The 20,039-nt window shown below is 73.1% G+C and carries 19 protein-coding genes; 4 read left to right on the forward strand and 15 right to left on the reverse strand.

Annotated features, from left to right (window positions below):
• Window positions 1–201: 201 nt before the first annotated feature.
• The 4 genes from E1166_RS15415 to E1166_RS15430 are packed head-to-tail and all read right to left on the reverse strand — an operon-like array spanning window position 202 to window position 3,174.
• Window positions 202–1,002: a ParA family protein gene (locus E1166_RS15415; protein ID WP_132339540.1), complete on the reverse strand. Its 801-nt coding sequence runs from the start codon at window positions 1,000–1,002 to the stop codon at window positions 202–204.
• A 2-nt stretch (window positions 1,003–1,004) separates the two neighbouring features.
• Window positions 1,005–1,655, reverse strand: a complete 651-nt coding sequence (locus E1166_RS15420; RefSeq protein ID WP_132339542.1) for an SAF domain-containing protein — start codon at window positions 1,653–1,655, stop codon at window positions 1,005–1,007.
• Window positions 1,652–2,617: a hypothetical protein gene (locus tag E1166_RS15425; RefSeq protein WP_243710368.1), complete on the reverse strand. Its 966-nt coding sequence runs from the start codon at window positions 2,615–2,617 to the stop codon at window positions 1,652–1,654. Before E1166_RS15425 ends, E1166_RS15420 begins: the two co-directional genes overlap by 4 nt.
• Entirely contained in the window at window positions 2,611–3,174 is a 564-nt protein-coding gene (locus E1166_RS15430) for a hypothetical protein (RefSeq protein WP_132339544.1), read from the reverse strand. Before E1166_RS15430 ends, E1166_RS15425 begins: the two co-directional genes overlap by 7 nt.
• Before the next feature lie 435 nt (window positions 3,175–3,609).
• On the opposite strand from E1166_RS15430, the gene E1166_RS15435 reads away from it, so the two are divergent.
• Complete coding sequence (locus E1166_RS15435; protein ID WP_132339546.1) at window positions 3,610–4,392, forward strand: A24 family peptidase; 783 nt, start codon at window positions 3,610–3,612, stop codon at window positions 4,390–4,392.
• Here the strand turns inward: E1166_RS15435 and E1166_RS15440 are convergent, their stop codons facing one another.
• Window positions 4,393–5,013, reverse strand: coding sequence for a phosphatase PAP2 family protein (locus tag E1166_RS15440; protein ID WP_132339548.1), 621 nt, complete (start codon window positions 5,011–5,013; stop codon window positions 4,393–4,395).
• A 167-nt stretch (window positions 5,014–5,180) separates the two neighbouring features.
• Between E1166_RS15440 and E1166_RS15445 the strand changes: the two genes are divergently transcribed.
• The gene (locus E1166_RS15445; protein ID WP_132339550.1) at window positions 5,181–7,535 is read left to right on the forward strand and encodes a glycosyl hydrolase family 65 protein; all 2,355 of its coding nucleotides are present in this window, start codon (window positions 5,181–5,183) and stop codon (window positions 7,533–7,535) included.
• Between the two features lie 48 nt (window positions 7,536–7,583).
• A complete protein-coding gene (locus E1166_RS15450; protein WP_132261390.1) occupies window positions 7,584–8,069 on the forward strand; it encodes a GNAT family N-acetyltransferase in 486 nt (161 codons plus the stop codon).
• A 333-nt stretch (window positions 8,070–8,402) separates the two neighbouring features.
• Here E1166_RS15450 and E1166_RS15455 read toward each other — a convergent pair whose 3' ends face one another.
• From E1166_RS15455 to E1166_RS15470, 4 genes are all read right to left on the reverse strand, one after another.
• Window positions 8,403–8,987: an FHA domain-containing protein gene (locus E1166_RS15455; protein ID WP_132339592.1), complete on the reverse strand. Its 585-nt coding sequence runs from the start codon at window positions 8,985–8,987 to the stop codon at window positions 8,403–8,405.
• On the reverse strand, window positions 8,987–10,792 hold the full coding sequence (locus tag E1166_RS15460; protein WP_132339552.1) for a serine/threonine-protein kinase: 1,806 nt from the start codon (window positions 10,790–10,792) through the stop codon (window positions 8,987–8,989). Before E1166_RS15460 ends, E1166_RS15455 begins: the two co-directional genes overlap by 1 nt.
• 124 nt (window positions 10,793–10,916) lie before the next feature.
• The gene (locus tag E1166_RS15465) at window positions 10,917–11,345 is read right to left on the reverse strand and encodes a hypothetical protein (protein ID WP_132339554.1); all 429 of its coding nucleotides are present in this window, start codon (window positions 11,343–11,345) and stop codon (window positions 10,917–10,919) included.
• 223 nt (window positions 11,346–11,568) lie between these two features.
• Window positions 11,569–12,714, reverse strand: a complete 1,146-nt coding sequence (locus E1166_RS15470; RefSeq protein ID WP_165944345.1) for an ROK family protein — start codon at window positions 12,712–12,714, stop codon at window positions 11,569–11,571.
• Window positions 12,715–12,857: 143 nt separating this feature from the next.
• On the opposite strand from E1166_RS15470, the gene E1166_RS15475 reads away from it, so the two are divergent.
• Window positions 12,858–14,069 carry an MFS transporter gene (locus tag E1166_RS15475; protein ID WP_132339558.1) on the forward strand — a complete coding sequence of 404 codons (1,212 nt, stop codon included), beginning with the start codon at window positions 12,858–12,860 and terminating at the stop codon, window positions 14,067–14,069.
• A 111-nt stretch (window positions 14,070–14,180) separates the two neighbouring features.
• On the opposite strand, the gene E1166_RS15480 is transcribed toward E1166_RS15475, so the two are convergent.
• The 6 genes from E1166_RS15480 to E1166_RS15510 all read right to left on the reverse strand — a co-directional run bounded on the left by E1166_RS15480 (window position 14,181) and on the right by E1166_RS15510 (window position 19,964).
• Window positions 14,181–14,948 (reverse strand): carbonic anhydrase, encoded by a 768-nt coding sequence (locus E1166_RS15480; protein WP_165944346.1) that lies wholly within the window; start codon window positions 14,946–14,948, stop codon window positions 14,181–14,183.
• Between the two features lie 116 nt (window positions 14,949–15,064).
• Window positions 15,065–16,405 carry an ATP-binding protein gene (locus tag E1166_RS32535; protein ID WP_132339562.1) on the reverse strand — a complete coding sequence of 447 codons (1,341 nt, stop codon included), beginning with the start codon at window positions 16,403–16,405 and terminating at the stop codon, window positions 15,065–15,067.
• 5 nt (window positions 16,406–16,410) lie between these two features.
• Complete coding sequence (locus tag E1166_RS15495; protein ID WP_132339564.1) at window positions 16,411–17,088, reverse strand: response regulator transcription factor; 678 nt, start codon at window positions 17,086–17,088, stop codon at window positions 16,411–16,413.
• 135 nt (window positions 17,089–17,223) lie between these two features.
• The gene (locus E1166_RS15500; RefSeq protein WP_132339566.1) at window positions 17,224–18,030 is read right to left on the reverse strand and encodes a trypsin-like serine protease; all 807 of its coding nucleotides are present in this window, start codon (window positions 18,028–18,030) and stop codon (window positions 17,224–17,226) included.
• A 76-nt stretch (window positions 18,031–18,106) separates the two neighbouring features.
• The gene (locus E1166_RS15505; protein WP_132339568.1) at window positions 18,107–19,204 is read right to left on the reverse strand and encodes a winged helix DNA-binding domain-containing protein; all 1,098 of its coding nucleotides are present in this window, start codon (window positions 19,202–19,204) and stop codon (window positions 18,107–18,109) included.
• A gap of 235 nt (window positions 19,205–19,439) precedes the next feature.
• Window positions 19,440–19,964 (reverse strand): DUF6244 family protein, encoded by a 525-nt coding sequence (locus E1166_RS15510; protein ID WP_132339570.1) that lies wholly within the window; start codon window positions 19,962–19,964, stop codon window positions 19,440–19,442.
• Window positions 19,965–20,039: the final 75 nt, after the last annotated feature.

Consider the following 20,039-nt stretch of genomic DNA (forward strand, 5'->3'; position numbering starts at 1 on the left):
GCGCGGGGTGGTGGCCGTTGGCCGCGGGCAGCGGCGGCATCGTGGACGTCGCCCCGGGCTGCTGGCCACGGGGGTCGTGGCGGACCGGCTCAAACCGCATGGCGTGCCTCCCGTCCCCGTCGCGCCGGCGCCGGGCGGTGTGCCGGTCGGGCCTGCCGTCCCCGGCGTGCCGGCGCCGAGCGGTGCGCGGGCCGGATCGGCTCACACCGCATCGGGCACCTCCTGGTTCGCGGGCCAGGCCAGCCGGGCCCGGCGGTGGTCCAGCAGGGCCCGGACCGGTGCCTCCAGCCCGGCGGCGGCGCGCATCAGCGGCCGGTTGGCCCGCACGGTGCCGCCGAGGCTGAGCACGTCGGCGGTACGCCGGTCCTCCGGCAGCCGGGCGATCACCGGCACCCGCAGCGCCTTGGCGATCTCGCCGGTGCCGTGGCCGTCGCCGACCGGCAGCAGCCGCAGCGTGTCCGGCGCCACCCGGTGTGCGGCGAAGTCCCGTTCGATGGCCCGGATCGTCGGCCGTGCCGCGGACAGCTCCGGCAGCCGCGCCCGGGTGACCAGCAGCACCACCGCGGCGGCGCGCAGCAGCGGCCAGGGCGGGTTGCCGACCTGGAGTCGGCCGCAGTCGACGATCACGTCGTACGGGGGGCGACCCTTCTCCAACTCGTCGAAGAAGTCGGCGAAGCGTTGCCAGAGCGGGCTGACGCTGCCGGCCTGGGCCGGGTCGACCACGCCGGGCAGCAGCAGGCGTTCCCGCTTCGGGGCGTCCAGGTCGACCAGTTGGGACCAGAACGCCGTCTCCAGGCTGCCGTCGCGCAGCTCGCCGACGGCGAGTTCGCCGATGCCCCGCGGCCCGTCGAGCGCGCCGCCGAGGTAGCCGGCGAGGATCGTCCCGCCGGACGGATCGCACTCGGCGAGCACCAGCCGTCGCTGCCAGCTCAGCGTGCAGGCCAGCGCCGAGGTGGTGACACCGGGCGAGCCCTTCGCCGAGACCAACGCGATGATGGCCATGGTCAGGCCGCCTCGACCAGCACCAGGGCGATCCGCTCCTGGGCGGCGAGCACCACCACCGCCGGTACGTCCCGGGCGGGCAACGCCAGATAGACGACCACGTCGTCGTTCTCGGGGGTGCTGGTGTCGATGACCGTGCCGGTGAACCGGGTGCCGGGGGCCTGGCTGTCGTCGTTGTCGGCCGGGGTGCTGACCAGCAGCACCTTGTCGCCCGGGTGCAGCTTGCGGGCCGGTACCCGGCTCGGGTCGAGCCCCAACGCGATCTGTTGCTGCCCGGGGCCGAGCAGTGGGGCGTCGGTGAGCTGGTCCATGGTCAGCAGGGTGCCGGGGACCAGCCCGACCGCGGCCCGCTTGCCGACCACCTCGTCGAGTCGTTTCGCGGGCACCGGCGACAGCCCGGCACCGCCGGAGACCTGCACGCTGACCAGGTCGTCGGCGGTGAGCGTACGGCCGACCTCGACCGGCCGGGCGACCGCCAGGTAGCTGCCGGTGGCGCGGACGGAGGTGACCGCGAAGGCCGTGCCGAGGCCGCCGAGCGCGATCAGCAGTACCGCCAGCCCGAGCAGGCCGGGGCGGGTACGCCGCTGCCGGACGACCTTGGGTGGGGCGATCGGGGCGTCGACCGGAACGCCGTCGCGGGTGACCAAACTCATCGGGTTACCACCTGAAGCTCGTCGATCTCGATGGGGATGGTCCCGCTGGTCCGGGTCTGCGGGATCACGCCGCTCTCGCCACCGCCGCGCCAGCTCACCGACCAGTACGTGGTGGCGCTGACCCGGTAGGTGCCGGCCTTCGGGTAGCCGGAGTCGTAGCCGCAGTCCGGTGAGGGCTTTCCGGCGTGTCGGCCCTTCGGGTCGTACGGGGTGCCCCGGCCGGTGCAGGTGATCTTGACCTCGTTGCCCATGTTCCAGACGATCCGGTCGAATCGGGCGACGAGTTCCACCCGCAGGCCCCGGTCCTCCTCGGATTCGGTGATCGTCGGCCCGAGGTACTTCGCGCGTTCGTCGGGCTCGTCGGTGGGGAGCACGAGCCACATCCAGACCGGCAGGCCGACCAGGCCGGGGCCGGTGTCGCGGCGGGGCGCCACCGCGATCGGGGGCGGCAGCAGGGAGAGTCGGGCCAGCACCCGGCGGGCCAACTCCTCCGGGTCGGGCGGCGCGCCGAAGCCGGGCGGCGGGGTCGCCAGCAGCACGGTGGTCTGCTGGCCCAGGTCGCCGCCGTTGCAGGTCTGGACGTACCACTTGCTGCCCTCGGGCGCATTGGGGGGCTGCGGCTCGGCGAGCTTGTAGTAGCAGCCGTCGGCGTTGTTGAACCAGCCGAGGAACTCGTTGTAGCAGGCCACCGGCTTGCCGTTCCACTGGCACCTGGCGGCCGGCGGCTTCTCACCGCCACCGTTCCCGCCGCCGGGGTCACCGGGATCGCCCGGGTTGCCCGGGTCGTCGCCCCAGATGGAGCAGTCGTTCTGCCCGGGTGGACAGTCCGGGGCTCGCGCGGCGGCGGGCGGCGGCGGTGCGAGCGCGGTGACCAGCAGCGCCAGCAGCGTGCCGGCGAGCAGCCGGCGGGACGCTCCGGTCCGCGGTCGGGCCGGGCGGCGGCCTTTCTTCCAGGTCAGCACGGCTGGTCCTCGTGGGCGGTGCCGGCGGTGATCAGCCACCGGCCGTCCGGGTAGCGGGTCGCGGTGGCGGTGGCCAGGTGCCGGCTCCCGCCGGAACCGGGCACCACCCGCTTGTCCTTGGCGTACACCAGCTGGTAGCCGGTGGCGTCGAGGCAGTCCTGGATCTCGACGGTGGGCGGGGTGGCGGCCAGGTCGACCGAGACCACCGTGGGGTCCGAGCGGAGCGTCCCGGTGCGGACCGCGCCGTGCCGGCGAGCCCGGTCGATCACCACTCGGACCCGGGTGAGCAGGGGGTCGGCCAGGAAGCGGGAGAGCGCCGGGTGGCGCGGGTCGCCGGCCCGGCTCGCCTCCCGCGACGCGTCCAGATACCCGGCGTACGCGGTGAGCGCCGCCTGCTCGGCGGCCCGCTCGTCGGCGCTGGGTTGCCGGCTGTCGGCGGCGGTGCGGACGGGTGGTCCGCCGGCCGGTTCCGGCCCGCCGCCGCAGCCGGCGGCGGCCCCGGCCACCGTGGCGATGACCAGGGAGGTGGTCCATTGGCGGGGATGCCGTGTACGCATCGCCGTGCCCTCCTCGGTGCCGCCCGTCGGCCCGACGGTGCGGGCCTGCGGGCAATGCGGCAGGTGCGCCCGATCATGTCGGTCGGTGCTGCCACATCTACCTGTGCTGATCTGGGTGAGATGTCGAGCGGAAGGGTCGTGCCGGTCGGCGGGGTTGCACCCTACTCAAGGGGCGAGCATAGGCTGACGTGCGCCGATGCAACAGAGGCAATCGAATCGAACACGCTGGGTGATCGTTGGAGGTGATCAGGGGTGGACGGTGTCGACCGGGACCGCTCCCGGGCTCTGGCGGCGGCCGGCGAACGCGCCGCCGCCGCCGGACAGTCGGTCGACCACCCCGATCGGGTGACACCGCCTGCGAAAATGTCACCTCCCGATGGAGGCAGCTCGATCCGTTCGTCCGATGACAGATGTGCCGGAGGCGATTCCCCGCAGATGGGCAGACCGGCCTCCGGTGCCCGGCCGAGACCCGACCGATACCCGACACCACGACCCACGTCACGCTGCGTACGCACCGTCGCCGCCCTCGCCCTGACCCCACCGTTGCGGCTCGCCGTGGCCCGACACGCCGTACCCGCCGGATCGGCGCCCCGCACCGGCTGCGACCGCTGCGGCACGACCCTCGCGGTGGGCGGGGCGGCGCTCGGGCCGGCGGCCCGGTGCCCGGGCTGCCGGGCGCGGGTCGGGGCGCCCCCCGGCAGCGTCGAGGTGTGCCTCGTGGTGGCCCTGGCGGTCCTGGTGCTGGTCGACGCGACCCTCGCCGAGCGGGCCGCGATCGCCTGGTGGCTCGGCTGGGCGATCCCACTGGTCCTGGTCGACCTGGCCGTGCACCGGTTGCCGGACCGGCTCACCGGGCCTGCCACGGCGGGGGTGCTGGCGCTGCTTGGGCTGGCCGCGGCGACCGGCTCCGGCATCGACCCGTGGTGGCGCGCGGTGACGGCCGGCGCGGGGCTCGGGTTGGCGTTCGCCGCCACCACGCTGCTGCTCGGCCGGCGGGGTTTCGGCCTGGGCGACGCCAAGCTGGCGGTGGGGGTGGGTGCGCTGCTCGGCTGGTACGGCTGGCCGGTGCTGCTCGCCGGTCTGGTGCTGACCTTCGCGTCCTCGGCGGTGACCAGTCTCGGACTACTGCTGGCCCGCAAGGTGACCTGGTCGAGCCACCTGCCCTTCGGGCCGTTCCTGGTGCTCGGCACCGGTGCCGCGCTGCTCCTGGCGCGCTGATCAGCGGCGGTCGGCCACCGCCGGGATCCGGCCGGAGTCGGCGGCGCGGCGGGCGAGCAGATCGGCGGCGGGACGGGCGGCCAGCCGGGTGACGGCGAGGGTCACCAGTGCGCCCAGCAGCAGCCCGACGGCGACGTCGTGCGGATAGTGCACGCCGATGAACACCCGGGAGAACGCGGCGAGCAGCGCCAGGGGTGCGGCGAGCAGCCCCAGCCGCCGGGAGAGCAGCAGGGTGGCCACGGCGAGTGCGCCCGCGATGGTGGCGTGGTTGCTGGGGAACGACCAGTCCCCGACCGGAGGGCACTGGCCGGCCACGATCCGCGCCACCTGCCGGCAGGGCCGGTCCTCGTCGAAGACCGTCTTCAACCCCTCGCTGCACGCGTACGACAGCATCACGGCGACCGGCGCGACCAGCGCGACCGCCCGCTCCCCGGGCCGGCCACGGCGCAGCCGGGGCGCGGCGGCCAGCAGGAACAGCACCCCGAGGAGCAGGACCGCCGCCTCGGTGAAGTGCCCCGCGAACCACTGCACGGGTGGCGGGGTGGAGTCGGCGACCTCGACGATGTCGTGGTACCACTCCAGGCTGACGTCGGGAACTTCCACCGGGCCGGTCTGCATCATCCATCACCTCACCAACAGTTCATACCCCGTTTACCTGCGCGAACGCTGCGAATCACCGACGCCGGGCGGACCGTGCGACGGGTGCGGGTTCGACCCCACCCTCGGCTCGGCGTTCCGCAGCCATCAGGCGGATTCGGTCACCCGCCGGAGTGGGTAACGCAGGAGCCGTGCAGCAGAACGAGACCTGGCTGATCCGCCGGACGCAGAAGGACCTGGATCGGCTCGGCGAGATTGAGTCGATCTTCGCGCTGGGCAACGGCTGGGTCGGCTGGCGCGGCATCCTCGACGAGGGCGAGCCGGTCGAGATGCCGGGCAGCTACCTCAACGGCTTCCACGAACAGCGCGAACTGACCTACCCCGAGAACGGGTACGGCTTCCCGCAGCGCAGCGACACCGTGGTGAGCGCGCCGAACGCGGCCCTGATCAGGCTCTGGGTGGCCGGCGAGCCGCTGGACGTGCGTACCGGCACACTACGCACCCACGAGCAGGTGCTCGACCTGCGGGCCGGCGTGCTGCGGCGGCACACCGAGTGGGTCTCACCGGCCGGGCACGGGGTACGGATCCGCAGCACCCGGCTCGTCTCACTGCCCCGGCGCGCGGTCGCCGCCGTCCACCACGAGGTCGAGCCGCTCGGCGACGACCCGGTGGAGCTTCGCCTCTGCTCCGACGTGCAGGCCAACGAGCGGATACCGGAGCGCTCCGACGACCCGCGCGCCGCCACGATCATCCACGACCCGCTGATCCCCGAGCTGCACCGCTCCGACGACTGCTCCGGGGTGCTGGTGCACCGCACGGAGCGCAGCGGGCAGCGGGTCGCCGTCGCGGTGACCCACCGGATCGCCGTCCCCGACGGCCTCACCAGCCGTGGCGACAGCACCGACGACCGCCTCCGGACCTGCGTCGAGGGCCGGGTCCGTCCGGGCGACCGGCTGCGGATCACCAAGTTCGCCGCGTACGAGTGCGCGCCGGTCGACGGCACGCCGCCCGCCGACCTGGCCGCTCTGGTGGCCGGCGAGGCGGCCGACGCGCGGAAGCACGGCTTCGACGCCCTCCTCGCCGACCAGCGGGCCACCCTCGACGCGCTGTGGCAGACCGCCGACGTGGAACTCGACGGGGATCCCGAGCTCCAGCAGGCCGTCCGGTTCGCCGTCTTCCACCTGCTCCAGGCCGGCCGGGCCGACGGCGACCGAACCATCCCGGCGAAGGGCCTCACCGGCAACGGGTACGACGGCCACGTCCTCTGGGACACCGAGAGTTACGTGCTGTCGGTGTTGACGTACCTGGCACCGGAGGTGACCCGCGCCGCGCTGCGCTGGCGGCACGCCCACCTGCCCGAGGCCCGCGAGCGCGCCCGCGAGCTGAAACTGCCCGGGGCCGCCTTCCCGTGGCGGACCATCGGCGGCCGGGAGTGCTCCGGCTACTGGCCCGCCGGCACCGCCGCGCTGCACGTCAACGCCGACATCGCCGACGCGGTGCTGCGGTACGTCGCGGCCACCGGCGACGAGCGGTTCCTCGTCGAGGCCGGACTGAAGCTGCTGGTGGAGACGGCCCGGCTGTGGCACGGCTTCGGGCACTGGTCGGACGACGGCGCATTCCACGTCACCGGGGTCACCGGCCCCGACGAGTACGCCGCCCTGGTCGACGACAACCTCTTCACCAACCTGATGGTCCGGCGCACCCTGCGCGGCGCGGCCGACGCCGCCGAGCGGCACCCCGAACGTGCCGTCGAGCTGGCCGTCGAGGCCGCCGAGATCGCCGGCTGGCGGACCGCCGCCGACGCGGTCGCCATCCCGTACGACCCGAAGCGCGGCGTACACCAGCAGTCGGCCGGCTTCACCACCCAGCCCGAGTGGGACTTCGCCGCGCTCGGCGACGACGACTACCCGCTGCTGTTGAACTTTCCCTACCTGGAGCTGTACCGCAAGCAGGTGGTCAAGCAGGCCGACCTGGTGCTGGCCATGCAGCGGTGTCCCGGCGACTTCACCGCCGAGGAGAAGGCCCGCAACTTCGCCTACTACGAGGCCCGCACCGTCCGCGACTCGTCGCTGTCCGCCGGCCCGCAGGCGGTGCTCGCCGCCGAACTCGGGCACCTGGACCTGGCGTACGACCTGTTCGCCGAGGCGGCCCTGCACGACCTGGCCGACCTGGGCGACAAGACCAGCGACGGGCTGCACCTGGCCGCCCTCGCCGGTGCCTGGACGGCGGTGGTGGAGGGCTTCGGCGGACTCCGCGACGACCGGGGCGAGCTGTCCTTCGACCCTCGTCTGCCGACCCGGATCCACCGGCTCGCGTTCGGGCTGCGCTGGCGCGGGCAGCGGCTGCGGGTCACCCTCACCCCTGGCGAGGCCCGCTACGAACTGCCCGACGATCCGGACGGCGAGGTGACGCTGCGGCACGCCGGTGAGCCGGTGACGGTCACCGGGACGGCTCCGGTGACCCTGCCCATGCCACCGGTACCCGACTTCGGCCCGGAGCCGCCGTCACCGTCCGGACGCCGTCCGCAGCGCCGCAGCGCCGGCTGACGGTGATCCGCTCGGCGACCCCCCGCGCCGGACCCGTACCCTGATCGGATGCCCGACCTGGAACGGCTCGCCGACCGCCACGCCGCCGCGCTGCTCCGTTTCGAACGGGACAACCGCGCCTGGTTCGCGCGGACCATCCCGGACCGGGGTGACGGCTACTTCGCCGGTTTTGACGCGCGGCACGCGGCGCTCCTCGCCGAGCAGGCCACCGGCGGGTGCCACTTTCACGTCATGGTCGACGACGACGGTGCGGTGCTGGGCCGGTTCAATCTGGTCGACGTCGTCGACGGCGGCGCCGAGCTGGGCTACCGGGTCGCCGAGCGGGCCGCTGGCCGTGGCCTCGCCACGGCGGGCGTACGGCAGGTCTGCGACCTCGCCCGCGACGAGTACGGCCTGACCCGGCTGACCGCCGTCACCACACTGGACAATCCCGGCTCGTTGGCCGTCCTGCGACGCACCGGGTTCACGCCGGTCGGCGAGCTGCTACTCGACGGCCGGCCGGGGTTGCGCCACGTGCGGGAGCTGGGCGACTGACGCCGCCGTCCGTCCGGATCCGCGTACCGCCACCGGTGACCGGAGCGGAGAACCTCCCCTTTCCGACACCTGCCGGCACCTCGTCCATCCTGGTGTGATGTTCGGTGGATGGCCCCGGTCGCGTCCTTGGGCCGGGTCGTCCGGGGCAGGCTGTCTGCCGCGCACTCCGCGTCGGGGCAGGACCACTCCGCCGTCGTCGGGACACGACGCGCACGAGGAAACGGGGGGTGTGTGCCCTCCGGAGCCGGGTCCACGCGACCCGGACCCGGAGGGCACACACGCAGGCCGAGCCACCCGGGGCGGCATCCCGACCACCCGGGGGGTCGCCTTGCGTCAGGTCCCGACCGCGCCCCGGCGGACCACCTCACCGGCCAGCCGGGCCCGCCGCCGGTCGTCGTTGGTGACCAGCCCGAACTTGTCGTACAGGTTGGCCAGGTGCTTCTTCACCGCGCTCTCGCTGACGCCGAGCGCGGTGGCCAGCGCCCGGACGCTGGGCGGCTCGGGGAAGGCGGTGCCGCCCTCGACGTACGGTCGGCAGAGCACCTCGATCAGCTCCTGCTCGCGCCGGGTCAACGGCGGAGGCGGCGAAGGTGGTTCCAACCCGACGGTGCGGGTGCCGCTGAGGTGTCCGGGAGCGTGGAAGACCAGCCGGGCCGGGCCGATCTCCACCCGGTCACCGTCGCGCAGCAGCCGCGACTCACGCAGTGGGAACCCGTTGACCCTGGTGCCGTTGGTGCTGCCCAGGTCGCGGATCGTCCAGCCGGGCGGGAACCGTTCGACCAGCGCGTGCAGGCGGGAGACCAGCTTGCTGTCGACGGTCAGCTCGTTGCCGGGCGCACGGCCGACGGTCAGCGCGTCGGCGGTCAACGGCACCAACCGCAGCGGGCCCAGACCGTGGACCTCGAAGTATCCGTCCATCACCGGTCGCAGTGCGGCTCGGTGGTCGCGGTGGTGACCATCCTGGTCCGGTCGGCGGTCACCGTCGCCGTCGCGCTGGTGCACCCACCCGCCCCCCGGTACGGCTCGGTCCACAGCTCGTACGGTTGGCCCACCGCCCGTCGCGGCGCCGCCGGCCGGTCGCCGCGTACCGACAGGTCCACCGTCCAGGTGCCGCCGTCGGCGGCGACGTTGTCCCGGTACTGCTTCCACACCCAGATGTACGCCATGCTCGCCCGGCAGCTCGGCGACCAGTACTGCTTCACGGAGATCGCCTTCAGGCCGCCCGCGTGCCCGTAGGCGGACGTGCCGATTTGGTAGGCGTCGGCGTAGCAGGAGCCTGGCGGGGCGTCGTCGCGGCTGGCCGGTCGCGGCCGGCCGGTTCCGGTCACCGGGACGGTGAGCGTTCGGCCGGCCGTGTCGAACGCCACGGACGCCCGGACGGGGCCGGCGGCGCGGGGCACGGCGACCAGGCGCACCTCGCACCGGCTGCCCGGGGCCAGCGGGTGCGGGCTGCACCCGTCCGCCACCAGCCGCAGCTCGTCACGGGACGGCCCGGTCAACGTCACGCCCGCCACCCGCAGCGGCCGGTCCGTCCGGTTGCGCACGGCCAGCGTCCGCTCGGGTGACTCGACGTGTAGCTCCAGCTCGCCGAGGGTCACCGCGGACGGCAGCTCCACCGGGTCGGGCACCGGCAGGGCCTCGGAGTACCCGGTGGCCAGCACCGCCGCCAGGGCGATGAGCAGCCCCAGCGAGCGGACCAGCGCGTGCCGGCTCACCCGGGCGGGCGGCGGCGCGACGGTGGCCGACAGGGCCAGGGCGGCCCGGCGGCGCTCGGTCAGGGACAGCGGCGCCGGGGGGCCGTCCGGGTCCGGCGTGTCCGGTGCGACGCTGTCGCCGCCGCCGAGGACGAACGGGCTGACCGGCACACCGGCCGCCGCCTGCGTGGCGCGTAGCTCGTCGGCGAACGCGGCGGCCGTCGCGGGCCGGTGGGCCGGGTCCTTCGCCATCGCCCGTTCCAGCGCGGCGCACACCTCGTCGGGTACGCCGAGCGGTCGCAGGTCGGGCACGGGGTCGACGGCGACGCGACGCAGCAGTGACGCCAGCGGCTCCCCGGGGATCGGAGCGAAGGCGGGGGCGCCATGGATCCAGTGCAGCACGGTCGACGCGAGGGCGTAGACGTCCGCGACCACCGAGGCGGGTTCACCGCGCAGCACCTCCGGCGCGGTGTGCAGGACACTGGCGGTGACCCGCCCGCGCGGGTCGGTACGCCCCGCGGAGAAGGGCCGGGCTTGCCCGAAATCGGCCAGTTTCAATTCGCCGTATGCGGAGACCAGGATGTTCTCGGGTTTCACGTCGCGGTGCAGGACATCGGCCCGGTGGGCCGTCTCCAACGCGCCGGCGATCGCGATCCCACCGGCGACGGCCTCCCGCCAGTCACCCGGTGTGCCGGCGCGCAGTCGGTCGCCGAGGGAGCCGCCCTCCTCGTACGCCATGAGCAGGTACGGATTGCCGGCGGTGGTCCGGCCGGCCTGGTGCAGGGTGACGATGTGCGGGTGGCCGGAGAGCTGGCCCAGCGTGCGCAGTTCGCGCTCGAAGCGGGCCCGGGACGGGCCGTGCCAGTCGGCGGCAAGCACCTTGACCGCCACCCAGCGGGAGAAGTCGGGCTGCCAGGCCCGGTAGACCACGCCGAACCCGCCCCGCCCCACCTCGACGGCGTCGGTGCAGCCGTCCACCCCGAGGGCGCGACCGCGCCCGGGGTCGACCAACTGCTCGTTGTGGACCATCGCCGGTGAATGCTACCGAGGGGCGGTGATCCTCCCGTCGTCCGGCGCTGCGGTCAGGCCGGCCCGGGTGGCACGAAGAGCCCGCCGGAGAGGCATCCGACGGGCTCGGGTCGTGACGACCAGGTCAGCAGACCTTGCTGGTGGAGCCGCCCGTGCTGTTCAGGTAGCCGGTGACGTGGGTGCAGGACCGGGCCGTGTCGGCCGGCGGGCCCCACAGCTCCGCCCGGGTCGTGTTGTCGAGCCGGGCCGCCCCGTAGTCGTTGCCGCTGTCACTGTGGTTGACCACGTGGACGTACAGATCCCAGTTGGAGTGGGTGTTGCGGTACTGCTCCCAGACGTAGATGTAGGCGTAGTTGTAGCCACAGCCGTAGAACTGCTTCACCGATGCGGCCTGCATCCCGCCCACCGTCAGCACCCGCGTGGTGCCGATCTGGCTGACGTTGCCGCAGCTCGGCGGCGTGCTGGCCATTGCCGGGGCGGCGTCGACCAGCGTGATGGTGCCGGCGGCGAGGAGCGCGCCCGTGGCGGCGAGGGTTCGACGGAGTATCGACATGTCGGCCTGCTTTCCGTGGTGATGTGTCGTCCGTGAGAGAACCAGGGCGCGGCGGCGGCCGACAGGTGACGAAGCGGGGACGTTTTCCTCCCCCTTGTGGGGGCCGTGCTCGGCCCAGGTGGGATACAGACGTCGGGCGAGAGCTACTGGTCATGCGCGAACGCTGACCGACCCGCGCGGCCCGGACCGGCCGACCGGCGCTGAGCTGCTGGCCGCCTTCACGCTACAGCCGCGTTCGCAGCCACTCGGGGTGCAAAACGGCGTCGAAGGCGATTTCGGCCGCGCCGCGCAGCGGGCCGAGTTCGCCGACCGTCCCGGCCAGGATGCGCGGCGGCCGGGCCCGCCGGAACGCCATCAGTCCTTCGGCGCAGGCGCGTTCGATCAGGCTGCGCCGCAACCGGATCAGCTCCACCCCCAGTCCGGAGAGCGTGATCGCTTCGGGGTCGAGGGCGTTGGTCAGCGCACCGAGCCCGCGTCCGAGGGCGACCGCGTTGTCGTCGACCGCCCGGCCCGCCTCGGCCTCGCCGGATTCGGCGCGGGCCAGAATCTCCCGCCCCAGTGCCCGCCCGGTTCCGTAGCCGGATTCCCGGCCGAGTCGCCGCAGCAGCGCGTTGGTGCCGACGTCCAGGCTCCAGCAGCCCCGAACACCGCACATGCACCGCAATCCCGAGCCGGTGAGCGGCAGGTGCCCGAACTCCCCGGCGATGTTGTGTGCGCCCCGCTGGGCGTCGCCGCGCAGCAGCAGGGTCCCGCCGATGTCGAAGTCGATGTGGAAGTGCAGCGCGGTCCCCGTTGCCCGCAGGGCTCCGCGCCTGGCTTCGGCGAGCCCGGCGAGCCGGGCGTCGTTGTCGACGACCGTCGGCGGCCAGTCGTCGCCGATATGCTCGGCGAGGTCCACGTCGTCCCAGCCCAGATGGGAGATGTGCAGGCGGCGGCCGTCCTGGATCGGCCCGGCGAGGGCGATGCCGAGCGCGGCGAGCCGGTCGCTGGCGTGTCGCCGCATCGCCCGGCCGATGTCGTCGAACACCGCCGGTGTCCGGTCGTGCTCGCCGCTGTCCAGTGCGGTGAGCCGCCCCCCCAACTCGATCCGTGCGAGGGTCCAGGTGTCCTCGCGGATGTCCGCGGCGAGGGCGACGGGCCCGTGCGGGTGGGGGAGTAGCAGCGTCGTGGGTCGGCCCCGGCCGGTGACCTGTGCGGGAGCCTCGTGCAACAGCCCGGCGGCCGCCAGTTCGCCAACGAGGGCGGCGGCGGTGTTGCGGCCGATGCCCAGTAGCCGGGCGACGTCGGCGCGGGTGGGCGGCGCGTCGGCGTCGTGGACGGCGCGCAGCAGGCGAGCCTGGTTGTGTACGCGCAGGTCCGCGCTCGTCATGGTTTGTGGCATGGCAGGCGGTTCCTCCTCGTCGGCGTCGTACCCATGGTGGCTTATGTCTCCGCCGAGAACAAAACCCTCGACGGTAACCTCGCCAGGCGTTAAGTTCTCACCAAGAACAAAACCGCGCTTCAAGGACGGACATGAACCCCGACACCCACGCCCTGCGCCGCGCCCGCGTCGGTCTCTTCGGTGCCTTCGCGACCTCGGGCTTCGTCATGGGGGCCTGGGCCGCAGCCCTTCCCTCGGTCGACCGCCGCCTGCACCTCGGCGAGGCACGCCTGGGCACCCTGCTTCTGCTCATCCAGGTCGTCGGGCTGATCACCATGGTCGCCGCCGGAAAGCTCGCCGGCCGGATCACCACCCGGGGTCTGCTGCGCGCAACAGGCCCCGCCACCCAGCTGGTCCTCATCGCCCCCGCACTCGCGCCGAGTTACGAAACCCTCCTGATCTGCGGTGCGGTCTACGGCTTCGGCGTCGGGTTCGTCGAGGTGGGGCTCAACGCCCACTCCGTCGAGTTGGAGCGCTACTACCAGCGGCCCGTGATCTCGTCCTTCCACGGCTTCTGGAGCCTCGGCGGAGCCGCCGCCGGCGCGCTCACCTCGCTCGGCCTCACCCTCGGACTGGGGAGCCAGGTCATGCTGGTGATCGCCGCGCTGGCCTGCACCGCCGTCTTCGCCGTGTGCACCCGTCCGCTGCTGCCGCCACCGGTCCAGGCCGACGGTGCCGGTCGGGCCACACCCGCGAGCACCGTCCGTATCGGCGCGGGCTTGCTCGGCGCGATGTTCGTCCTCGGCCTCGGCGGCCACCTCATCGAATCCGGCGCGATCGACTGGGCCAACCTGCACGCCGCACGCGTCCTACGGGCCGACGACGCGCTCGCGCCACTGTCGTACACGGTGTTCGCCTGCACGATGACGGTCTTTCGTCTCCTGGGCGACCCGATCCGCGCCAGGCTCGGACCCGGTCGCACCCTGCTGAGCGCGGGAGCCCTGGCCGCCGCCGGGTACGCGCTCGTGCTCGTCTCCGGTGCGGCCGGCGGGCTACCCCTCGCCTGGGCCGGCTGGATCCTCGCCGGCTGCGGGATCGCGGTGGTCGTTCCGGTGCTGTTCAGCGCGATGGGCGAGGCTGGAGGACCGCCCTCGCACATCGCCCTGATCTCGATCTCCGGCTCGGCCGGCCTGCTGCTCGGCCCGGCTGCGATCGGCTACCTCGCCGAGGCCACCGACCTCACCGTAGGCCTGCTGGTCCCCGCCGCCCTGGCGGTGTTCATCGCTCTGGCCGGCCCGATCACCGTGGGTCGCCTGCTGAAGGGCCGGACGCCCGAGCGGACGCCGGTGGCCGCGACCCGATAGCGACACGCGGGACGGTTCGGGATGCCGCGCCAGCGACACTCGGGACGGTTCGGGATGCCACGCCGACCCGGCTGCCACCGGGATCAGCCCCGCGTCCCGAACCGACCACGATCACTGGACGGTGATCTCGACCTTCCCGGAGTCGAGGGCGTACCGGCCGCCGATCACCTGGAGCGCCCCGGCCTTGATCGCGGGTTGGAGCACCGGCTTGGCGCGGAGCCGGGCGACCACGTCGGCGACGTGCTGGCGTACCGCCTGGTCGACCAGGTCGCCGCCGGAATGCTTCACCTTCTCCACGGCCGGTCGGATCGCGGTGATAATTGAATCCAGATCGGTGCCGGTCGGCTTGCTGTTTTTCTCGACCGCCTCCACGGCGGCGGTTACCGCACCGCATTTCTGGTGCCCGAGCACGAGGATCAGCGGCACCTTCAGTTCGTGCACCGCGTACTGCATGCTCCCCACGACCACCGCGTCGGCGATGTTGCCGGCGTTGCGTTCCACGAAAAGGTCACCGAGGCCCTGGTCGAAGACGAACTCCGGGGCGACCCGGGAGTCGGCGCAGGTGAGGACCTGCGCGAAGGGGTGCTGCCCCTTGGCCAGCTGAGCCCGGTAGTCGGTGCCGAGATGGGGATGCCGCAGCTGCCCGCTGACGAACCGCGCGTTGCCCTGCACCAGCCGGTCGATCGCCTGCTGGGGGTTGGTCACCGGGGGTTCGCTGGCCGCGGCGCTCGGGGTGGAGCCGGTGGTTGCCGCCGCGGCGGTGGCGCGGTCGGTGGTGGAGGCGCAGGCGGCGAGCGTCGCGCTGGCGGCGCCGGCCATGAGTAGACGCATCACGTTACGCCGGTGAAGGTTTCCCGTAAAAAGGGAGGTGTCAGCCATGGCCATGAAACTAAACCCGGTCGGCTTTCCCGGCCAAGAAGCGCGCGCGAATGGGACCGTGATCTGACAGACAATATGAAAGAACGATTAAAAGCGGTGGCCCACCACCCACCCGCTCACCTCTCGTGGGCCGGCGACGGGACGGCCAACGGCAGATCGGCCACGATCCGGCCGCCGCCGAACGGCGGGCCGTTGCCGGCGGTGACCGCACCGCCGAGGGCGTCGGTGAGCGACGCGACGATCGCCAGCCCGAGGCCGGCACCGCCACCTGGGCGGCCCCGGGTGCCCTCGCCCCGCGCGAACCGGTCGAACGCGCGCGGCAGCAACGAGGGCGGGAAGCCCGGGCCGTCGTCCGCGACCACCAGCCGGGCCCACCCATCGGCCTGCGTGACAGTCACCAGGATCCGGCTCCGCGCGTGCCGGTCGGCGTTGGTGACCAGGTTGCCGATGATGGCCCCGACCCACTCCGCGTCGCCCCGGACGAGTAGCGGCTCCCCCCGCACCTCGACGCGGACCTCCTTACGGTGCGCCACCCGCCGTACGGTGGCCCGGGCGGTGGCGAACAGGTCGCTGGTGGCTTCGCCCGGCCCGAGCTGACCCGCGTCCGCGCGCGCCAGGGTCAGCAGGTTCTCCGCCAGCCGGGTCAGCCGATCGGTCTCCTCCAGCGCGTTGGCCAGGCTCTCCGCGACCGGCTCCGGCAGTTCCTCGCCGCCGGTGAGCTCCAGCTCACCGCGGAGCACGGCGATCGGGGTACGTAGCTCGTGCGCGGCGTCGTCGATGAAGGCGCGTTCGTTGGCGACGGCCTTCTCGATGCGTTCCAGCATGGCGTTGAGAGTGTGGCCCAGCGCGGCGATCTCGTCCGTGCCGGCCGGCTCCGGAAGGCGGCGACCCACCTGGGCGGCGGAGATCGTCGACGCCTCGTCCGCCATCCGGCGCACCGGCCGCAGCGCCGCCCCCGTCAGCAGCCACGCCGCGACCCCCACCGCGACGGTCAACACCGGCCCGGCGAACGCCAGCACGACCACCAACCGGTGCCGAGCCTCGGTCAGCGGTGTGGTGCCGGTCGCCGCGACGGCGACCAGTTGCCCGCCACCTGCCGTGCCGGCCGGACGGGCGAGCAACCGGGCTTCGGCGCCCACTCCAGGAACGGGACGGTTCACCACAATCTGGTCCCGGCTCGCCCGGGTCAGCTCATCCCGGGTCAGCAGCGGTTCCGCGCCGGCCGGCATTCGCACGTCCCCGTCGGTCTCGATCAGCTGGACGGTCACCAGGGTGGATTCGCCGGATGCGGCACCGGCGGAGACGTCGTCGACGGCCACCGCCAGTTCGTTGCTGATCGCGGTGCTCAGGTGGTTGCTCAGATCCTGGTAGAGCAGCAGCGACCCGACGGTCAACACCAGCACCGATCCCAGCGCCGCCACCACCGCGAGGCGTGCGCGCAGTGACCACGGCGCCATGCCGGTCAGCCGCCGTCCGGGCGCAGCCGGTAGCCGGTCCCCCGTACGGTCTCGATCGCGCACCGCCCGAACGGCCGGTCCACCTTCGCGCGCAGGAAGCGAATGTAGACGTCCACCATGTTGGAGGTGCCGTCGTAGGCGGACTCCCACACGTGCTCCAGGATCGCCGTCCGGCTGAGCACCTCCCCCTTGCGCCGCAGCAGCAGATGCAGCAGCGCGAACTCCCGGGCCGACAGGGACACCGCGACCCCACCCCGGCTGACCTCCCGGCTGGCCGGGTCGAGCCGCAGGTCACCCGCGGCCAGGACCACCGGACGCTCGCCGACGTCACGGCGCAGCAGCGCCCGCAGCCGCGCGAACAGCTCCGCGAAGGAGAACGGCTTGAGCAGGTAGTCGTCGGCGCCGGCGTCGAGCCCGCGTACCCGGTCGTCGACCGCGCCACGGGCGGTCAACATGATCACCGGCATCCACCGGTCGGCCTGGCGGAGCCGACGGCACACCTCGAACCCGTCCGGCGCCGGAATCATCGCGTCCAGCACCACCCCGTCGTACGGGAGCTGCGTGCCGGCCCGCAGGGCCTCCTGCCCGGTCACGGTGAGGTCGACGGCGTAGCCCTCCCGCTCGAGTCCGCGCTTGAGCAGAGCCGCCATCCGCACGTCGTCCTCGACCAGGAGTAGCCGCACGCACAGCACGGTAGCCGGTGCGGATGCGACGGCGACCGGGGACCGGCTCTCCCGGTGACACCCGAGGCAGGTGATGGTGCTGTTACCGCCGAACCTGGCTGGCACCTGACCAGAGTGTCACCGGAAGGGCCGCCCTCAGCCGCCGATCGCCGATTTGATCCAGGGCACGATCGTGTCGACCCGGGAGGTCGTCTCGACGTCCGCGTGCGGGCAGTTCGGCCCGGTGCTCTCGACCGAGACGAGGACGGGGCGCTTGCCCTTGCTCTCGGCGAAGTACGGCGCGCCCGAGTCGTACGGGCAGGCGCTCGTGTCCGGCGCGGGCGCGTAACCGGTCACCCCGAGCGTCGAGGTCGCCACCGAGGCGACCTTGACCTGCCCGGTCCGCAGGATCGTCGACGGCTGCGGGTTCTCCGAGTTGTCCGCGCCGTAGCCGGTGATGCGGAGCACCTGCCCGACCTGCGGCGTCGTGCGGACGTACCGCAGCGGTTGGATGTCGGTGATCGGCGTGTCGAGCCGGACCAGCGCGATGTCGTTGGTGGGTGACTGCCGGACCGCGACAACGGTGGCCACGTGGCCGTTCGTGCCGGACAGGTCGGCGCGACCCACCGTGGCGGTGGTCAGGTCGGCCACCGGCCGCTCCACCCGCACCCCGTTGATGTCGCGGAAGCAGTGGCCGGCGGTGATGACCCAGGAGGGGTGGATGAGTGCGCCCGAGCAGGCGCTGTTGCGCCGCCCGCCGCTGGCGGTGGGGATACCGGTCATCGTCAGTTTGACCGAGAAACGGTAGCTGCCCTCGGGAACCGGCTGCCCGTTGGCGATTGCGTGGGCCGGCCCCGCCTGCACCACCCCGAGACCGAGGAACACGGCCGCCCCGAGGAACGCGGCGGCGAACCGTCCCGCCCGGCGGGGGGAGGGCAAATTGCCTACCTTGGCACTGATCATGGGAAATGATAAAACGATCATGGTTGCCGCCACCAGGGGGCAAAAGGTGACGAACGGTGCAGCAGGCTCACGCGCGTCAGGGCGAAGACGCCGCAACCTGTACGCGGTGACTCTCGCCGTCGGAGAGGAATGCCGCCAACCTCCGTCCCTCTTCGGCCACGGCGGTGCGTTCACCACGGGAGAAGCCGCGCAACGGAGTGACCATGACGGTGCCCGCCGCGACGTCCCAGGTGCCGGCCACCCGGCCGTCGACCAGGACGAGACGTGCACCGGTGACCGACAGCCCACGGTGCTGGTCGTCGATGATCCGGCTGCGATCGTGGTACCCGAGGACCACGTTGTCGAACGCGGGCAGGAACCGTACTGGGGCGGGTGTGTCGGGATCCGGTCGCGGCGCGTCCGGAAGATCCAGCAGCTCTCGGCCGCGCTCGTCGCGGAAACCGACGAGCTGGTCGCGTAGCGTGGCAACCGCGGTGGGCAGCCCGGCGAGACCGCACCAGGCGCGCAGGTCGGCGCTGGCGGCGGGACCGAACGCGGCAAGATAACGCCGTACGAGCGCCGCACCGACCGGGTCGGAACCGTCCGGAGCCGGGGGGTCGACGTCGCGTCCCAGCCAGGTGGACAGCGGCAGATTGCGTACCCCCGCGCTCGTGCGCCACAACCCTCGCGGAGGCAGCTGCGCCATCGGAACCAGGGCGAGCAGCATCTCGCCCAGGGCCTGCGGCGCTGGTTGCGGCCAACGGTCGGCAAGCGCCCGCGCGAGCGCGGACATCGAACGCGGCTCCCCGTCAGCCAGCACCGCCCGGCCCGCCGCGGCCAGTTCGTCGAGATCCACCCCGTCGAGCTGTCGCCGGTAGGCACCGAGGACGCGCTGGCGCAGCATCGTGTCGTGGCGGGTCCGCCAGGCCAGGGCGTCCTCGGCGGTGAGTAGGTGAACGGTACGACGCATCAGGTGGGTCCGGACGAGACGCCGCCGGGTCAGCAACTCCGAGAGCGTCTCCGGCTCGAACCCGCGCAGCCGGGACCAGAGCCCGACGAACGGTTCCTGTGGTTCCTGCGCCTGTAGGCCGCACAGGTGGGCGACCGCGTCGGGCACCGACAGGTCGGCACGATCGAGCAGCAACTGGCGGGCCAACGTCGCACGGTTGAGCGCCCGGGCGTCCAGGATGGTCATCGCGGTACGCCGCAGTCCAGGGGCAGCATGGTCGGGCCGGGCATTTCAGCTCCTCGCCTTCGGGGCGGATGTCTGGGCCGCGGCAATCCTCTCATCGAAAGCGGTCATAACGTGTCCTCGTTCACCTGCCGAACGAGGTCGAGCGCTTCTGCCTGGACACCGCGGCCCAGCCAGCGCAGGCTGGCACAAAAGCGGTGTGGGTAACGGCTGGCCGGTCTTGGGCCGCCAGCCCCGATCAGTTTCCCGAGCCCAGTTGTCGGGCCTCGGCGACGGCCACCTCGACGGCCTGCCGGGCGGAGTTGGCACGCTGGACCACCGACACCAGGACCTGCTTGATGCTCTCCAGTGACTGCAGCAGCGGCCCCGGTTGCCCGCCCTGCAGCACCACGGCGGCGAGCTGCCGTGCCTCACCGACCTGGGCGATGACCGCAGCCGCCGCGTCACGGGCGCTGTCGACCCGATCCTGGACCGGTACCAGTCCGCGGATGGTTTCCTGGGGGGTGGCTTCGCGGGCAACGGCAGCGGTCATTTTCGTGGCCTCGCCGATCGATCCGGCCAGGCCGCCCAGCCCGCCCTGGATCGACGCGATGGCACCCCGTACCCGGGCCATGCCCGCCGCCACCACGGCGAAACCGGCGCCCGCGGCACGCAGCGTCACCTGTTGCGCCTGGCTGTCGGCGGCGCCGGCCAGCCCCTGGGCTTTCTCCACACCGGTCATCAAGGCCCGCAGCTCACCGGTGACCATCTCGATGTGCGACACGGTGTCTCCTGTCGATGACCCTCGTGAAGGCTGTCCAAACTACCCGACGCCGCACCTCGAGCCCAGGTGCGATCC

Origin of the sequence: Micromonospora sp. KC213, assembly GCF_004348325.1 — a bacterium.
GTDB lineage: Bacteria > Actinomycetota > Actinomycetes > Mycobacteriales > Micromonosporaceae > Micromonospora.